We start from the raw sequence: 699 nt of genomic DNA on the forward strand, positions 1-699 counted from the left end.
AACGGCATCCCTCTGCTTGACGAAATCCAGGGGTTTGGAGACGCTTTCGCGCACCAGCGCAAGAAAGGCACCCGCACTGAATTGATCATTTTCATCCGTCCGCAGATCATCCGCGACGGCACCGATGCGCATCACGTCGCAGAGGAACTGCGCACGAAATTGCGCGGCAGTGTGGGAGCGAGCATTGATGACCTTCGCGTTCGCACCGTCCACTAATATTGTGACGCGTGGGCCAAAGCCGTCGCAGCGATTGGCTTTGGTGGCGAGCTTCGTTCTGTTCGCCTGCTGTCTCATGCCGCTGCGAGCCGCCTCGGCTGATGCGCTAACGCGCGCTAACGCGGCCTATTCACGGGGTGATTATGTCAGCGCTGTCCGGATACTGACGCCGCTGGCCCTGCGGAGCAATGCCAAAGCGCAGGTCCTTCTTGGCTTTATGTACGAAAACGGCTACGGCGCGCCGCAGGCCTATGACGCCGCAGTTGATCTATACTTCGACGCGGCGATCCAGGGTAATCCATTCGGGCAGGGCATGCTGGGTTTGATGTATGACAAAGGCCACGGCGTGCCGCGGGATGTCGTGCTGGCCTATAAATGGCTGAATCTGGCGGCTGCCCACGCTCCACGGCGCGAGCGCGACTACTACCTGCGACTGCGAAACGCCGTGGCGTCCAAAATGTCGCCTGCTCAGATTCACGAGGG

General features: G+C 60.2%; 2 protein-coding genes. Both read left to right on the top strand.

Features of this window, described 5'->3' with window-relative positions:
* The coding region (locus tag B2M20_RS04140; RefSeq protein ID WP_139372832.1) for a hypothetical protein at window positions 1–216 on the top strand (216 nt) is incomplete at its 5' end.
* The coding region (locus B2M20_RS04145) for a tetratricopeptide repeat protein (RefSeq protein ID WP_079445831.1) at window positions 188–699 on the top strand (512 nt) is incomplete at its 3' end. The genes B2M20_RS04140 and B2M20_RS04145, both read left to right, overlap by 29 nt.

Source organism: Nitrobacter vulgaris, assembly GCF_002028545.1.
In the GTDB taxonomy this organism is placed as follows: domain Bacteria; phylum Pseudomonadota; class Alphaproteobacteria; order Rhizobiales; family Xanthobacteraceae; genus Nitrobacter; species Nitrobacter vulgaris.